5 protein-coding genes are annotated in these 3,486 nt (G+C 67.1%); 3 read left to right on the top strand and 2 right to left on the bottom strand.

Going from position 1 to position 3,486, the window contains the following annotated elements; translation table 11 throughout:
- Positions 1 to 298, top strand: a 298-nt coding sequence (locus tag WAN71_RS02400) for a transglycosylase family protein (protein ID WP_422223795.1), incomplete at its 5' end; no start/stop codon positions are given.
- A gap of 85 nt (positions 299 to 383) precedes the next feature.
- On the opposite strand, the gene WAN71_RS02395 is transcribed toward WAN71_RS02400, so the two are convergent.
- Together WAN71_RS02395 and WAN71_RS02390 are read right to left on the bottom strand one after the other, a co-directional pair.
- On the bottom strand, positions 384 to 911 hold the full coding sequence (locus tag WAN71_RS02395; protein ID WP_422223794.1) for a PaaI family thioesterase: 528 nt from the start codon (positions 909 to 911) through the stop codon (positions 384 to 386).
- Positions 908 to 1,303 carry a winged helix-turn-helix transcriptional regulator gene (locus WAN71_RS02390; RefSeq protein WP_422223793.1) on the bottom strand — a complete coding sequence of 132 codons (396 nt, stop codon included), beginning with the start codon at positions 1,301 to 1,303 and terminating at the stop codon, positions 908 to 910. Before WAN71_RS02390 ends, WAN71_RS02395 begins: the two co-directional genes overlap by 4 nt.
- Positions 1,304 to 1,399: 96 nt before the next feature.
- On the opposite strand from WAN71_RS02390, the gene WAN71_RS02385 reads away from it, so the two are divergent.
- On the top strand, positions 1,400 to 3,409 hold the full coding sequence (locus WAN71_RS02385; RefSeq protein ID WP_422223792.1) for an alpha/beta fold hydrolase: 2,010 nt from the start codon (positions 1,400 to 1,402) through the stop codon (positions 3,407 to 3,409).
- Positions 3,406 to 3,486, top strand: an 81-nt coding sequence (locus tag WAN71_RS02380) for a hypothetical protein (RefSeq protein ID WP_422223796.1), incomplete at its 3' end; no start/stop codon positions are given. The genes WAN71_RS02385 and WAN71_RS02380, both read left to right, overlap by 4 nt.

Genomic DNA, 3,486 nt, shown 5'->3' with positions numbered 1-3,486 from the left:
GCCCCCGCCACCGGCCCCGCCGGCCGATGACGCGCCCGCACCCGAGGCCAAGGCGCCCGCCAAGGCCTACAGCGTCAACTGGGACGCGATCGCTGCCTGCGAGTCTGGTGGCAACTGGTCGATCAGCACCGGCAACGGTTACTCCGGTGGTCTGCAGTTCACGCCGAGCACCTGGCGGGCCAACGGCGGCTCGGGTTCTCCGAACGGCGCGAGCCGTGAGGAGCAGATCCGAGTGGCCGAGAACGTCCTGCACTCGCAGGGCATCCGTGCCTGGCCGGTCTGCGGCCGGCGCGGCTGACCAACCCAAACAAACTGACGGCGGTGGCCGGGCGATAGCCCGCCACCGCCGTTAGGCGTCTCATGGGGCCGTCACACCTGGGTGGCTACAGGTCGAATATCAGCAGGGTGCTGGTAGCGGTCGCCACGATCGCACCCGACGCGTCGGTGACGACTCCCTCGGTAAAGCCGACCCGCGAACCCGCCTTTACGACGGTCCCGGTTGCGGTCAACGGGCCGGCGCCGATCCGCACCGCCTTCAGGTAATTCACCTTGATTTCGACCGACGTGTAGCCCTTGCCGGCGGGAAGCGTGCTGTGCAGTGCTAACGCGGCGACGGAATCCAGCAGCGTGCAAACCAGGCCGCCGTGGACGCCGCCATTCGGGTTGTACACCGACCCGTCCGGTCTGCAGGTGAACACGACCTTGCCGGGTTCTGCGTCAACGAGATCGAATTGCATGAGCGCGGCCATCGGGGGTGGCGGAAGCTCGCCGGCGATCATCGCCTTGAGATAGTCGATCCCGGCCATGGTCAGGCCGCGCGCAGCGCCCGGCCCGGGGTCGTGCCACGTCACCGTGCGTGAACGTGGCGGTCCCCAGAGCTCGTTTTCGGTGTCGCTGTTGACGGTGGTCATGGTGTCCTTCCTGCTCGCTGCTTGGCTTGTGCCCAGTGGTAGCGGTGGCGGTCCGGGTCGTCGCGACCGACCACATGGTCTAGTCCCCAGGCCAGCAACGCATCCAACACCGGCAGCAGCGCGCGGCCTGAATCCGTGAGCTGATAGTCGAACCGCGGTGGCGCTGCGCGATACCGGACACGCTGGATGACCCCGGCCTCGTCCAGAGCCTTGAGCCGGGCTGTCACCCGGTCCCTGGGCGCGCCGGTGCCGCGAACGATGTCCTCGAAGCGGCTGTTGCCCAGCGCCACCTCGCGGACGGTCAGCAACGCCCATCGTTCACCGATCAATTCCAGGGCGGCGGCTATGGGGCAGGGCCGGCCGGGCAGGTCGGCCAGCGTGACAGCCGGCATCAACTCAGCATGTCAGCTCCAAGTTTGAAAATCAAACTTACTGGGTGTCGCGTAGCGCACACCGCGCCAAGCGCCGCGCTGTGTTACCAACGACTCGTGACCGCGACGGCATTTGACAACCTCGACGACTACCTAGCGCTGCCACGTGTTTCGGGCCTGGCAGTCTCGGCGGACGGGTCGCGGGTGGTCACCACCGTGGCGGAACTCAACGACAAGCGCACCGAATACGTCAGCGCCGTCTGGGAAATCGATCCCACCGGGGAACGACCCGCGCGCCGCCTTACCCGTGGCGCGAACGGTGAGTCGGCACCGGCGTTCACCGTCGGCGGCGACCTGCTGTTCGTCTCCTCGCGGCCTACCGCCGAGAACGCCGATGACAAACCATCGGCTTCGCTGTGGCGGCTGTCCGCGGACGGCGGTGAGGCCGTCGAAGTGTTGAGCATGCCCGGTGGCGTCAGCGCGGTGCGGACCGCGCGCAGCGCCGACGCCGCGGTAATCGGCGCGCCACTGCTGTCGTCAGCGGGCGACATCGACGACGACCGGCGGCTGCGCGATCTGCGCAAGGCCTCTCAGGTGAACGCGATTCTGCACTCCGGATACCCGGTGCGCTTCTGGGACAACGACCTTGGCCCGGATGAACCTCATCTGTTCGACGCGACGGATCTGCGTGATCTGACGCCACAGCCCGGCGGGGCGCTGCGCGCGGCCGGATTCGATGACGCCGTATTTGATGTCAGCGCCGACGGCCGATTCCTGGTGACGACCTGGCGGGTCGCCGGGCCCCAAGCAACCGAACGCTCGGTGCTGATGCGGGTCGACCTGGCATCGGGCGAACGTCGCGTAGTCGCTGACGATCCGCACGCCGAACTCGAGCATCCCGCGATCTCGCCGGACGGGTCGGCGATCGCGTTCACCCGGGAAACCATCACCACTCCCGACTGTGCTCCGCGAATGACATTGCAATACCTGCGATTCGGGGACCAACCGCGGTCGGTGGCGCAAGCATGGGATCGTCGGCCGACCTCGCTGACCTGGTCGAGCGATGGCACCTCGCTGGTGGTCACGGCCGATCAGGACGGCCGGGCTCCGGTATTCCTCGTCGAATTGTCGACATCGACGGTCACGCAGCTCACCGGTGACGACTTCGCCTACACGGACGTCGTCGCCGCGCCCGGCGGTGTGTTGTACGCCTTGCGCAGCTCGTATGCGGCACCGCCGCATCCGGTGCGGATCGATCCCGGTGGTGCCGTCACCGTGCTGCCCTGCGTCGACTTGCCAACGCTGCCGGGAACTTTGACCGATGTCACCGCGGCCGCCGCAGACGGGACGGTGGTGCGATCGTGGTTGGTGCTGCCCGACGACGCCGTGCCTGCCCCGCTGGTGTTATGGATCCACGGCGGGCCGCTGGGCAGTTGGAACAGCTGGTCATGGCGATGGAACCCGTGGCTGCTGGCCGCCGAGGGCTACGCGGTGCTGCTGCCCGATCCGGCGCTGTCGACTGGCTACGGACAGGAATTCATCGACCGTGGTTGGGGAGCGTGGGGCGGACCGCCGTTCGACGATTTGATGGCCGCCACCGATGCGGCGTGTGCTCATCCGCGCATCGATGCAACCCGGATCGCCGCGATGGGCGGCTCGTTCGGCGGCTACATGGCCAACTGGATGGCCGGCCACACCGACCGCTTCGTTGCGATCGTGACCCACGCCAGTTTGTGGGCGCTAGACCAATTCAGCCCGACAACCGATCACGCCTACTACTGGCGTCGCGAGATGACGCCGGAGATGACCGCGGCCAACTCACCACACCAGTTCGTCGGTCGGATTGCCACTCCGATGCTGGTCATCCACGGCGACAAGGACTACCGCGTGCCGATCGGCGAGGGCCTGCGGCTGTGGTATGAGCTGCTGGGTGCATCGGCGTTACCGGCCGGCGAGGATGGTAGCAGCCCGCACCGATTTCTGTACTTCCCGTCCGAGAACCACTGGGTGGAGGCGCCACAGCACACCAAGATCTGGTACCAGGTGGTGATCGCCTTTCTGGCCGAGCATGTGCTGGGGGAGAGCACTGAGTTGCCCGAGATGCTCGGAGTACCGTCACGCCTGTGACCGAGACGCGCGAATACGACATCGTCTTGTACGGGGCAACCGGCTTCGTGGGCAAGCTGACCGCCGAATACCTGGCC

The organism is Mycobacterium sp. (assembly GCF_049280035.1).
Lineage (GTDB): Bacteria > Actinomycetota > Actinomycetes > Mycobacteriales > Mycobacteriaceae > Mycobacterium.
Note: the sequence above shows the minus strand (reverse complement) of the source record. Positions and strands in the feature narration are given on the sequence as shown.

Bases quoted from the DNA above. Each gene is read 5' to 3' on its own strand.
- WAN71_RS02395 (WP_422223794.1), bottom strand. From the start codon at position 911: ATGACCACCGTCAACAGCGACACCGAAAACGAGCTCTGGGGACCGCCA.
- WAN71_RS02390 (WP_422223793.1), bottom strand. From the start codon at position 1,303: ATGCCGGCTGTCACGCTGGCCGACCTGCCCGGCCGGCCCTGCCCCATA.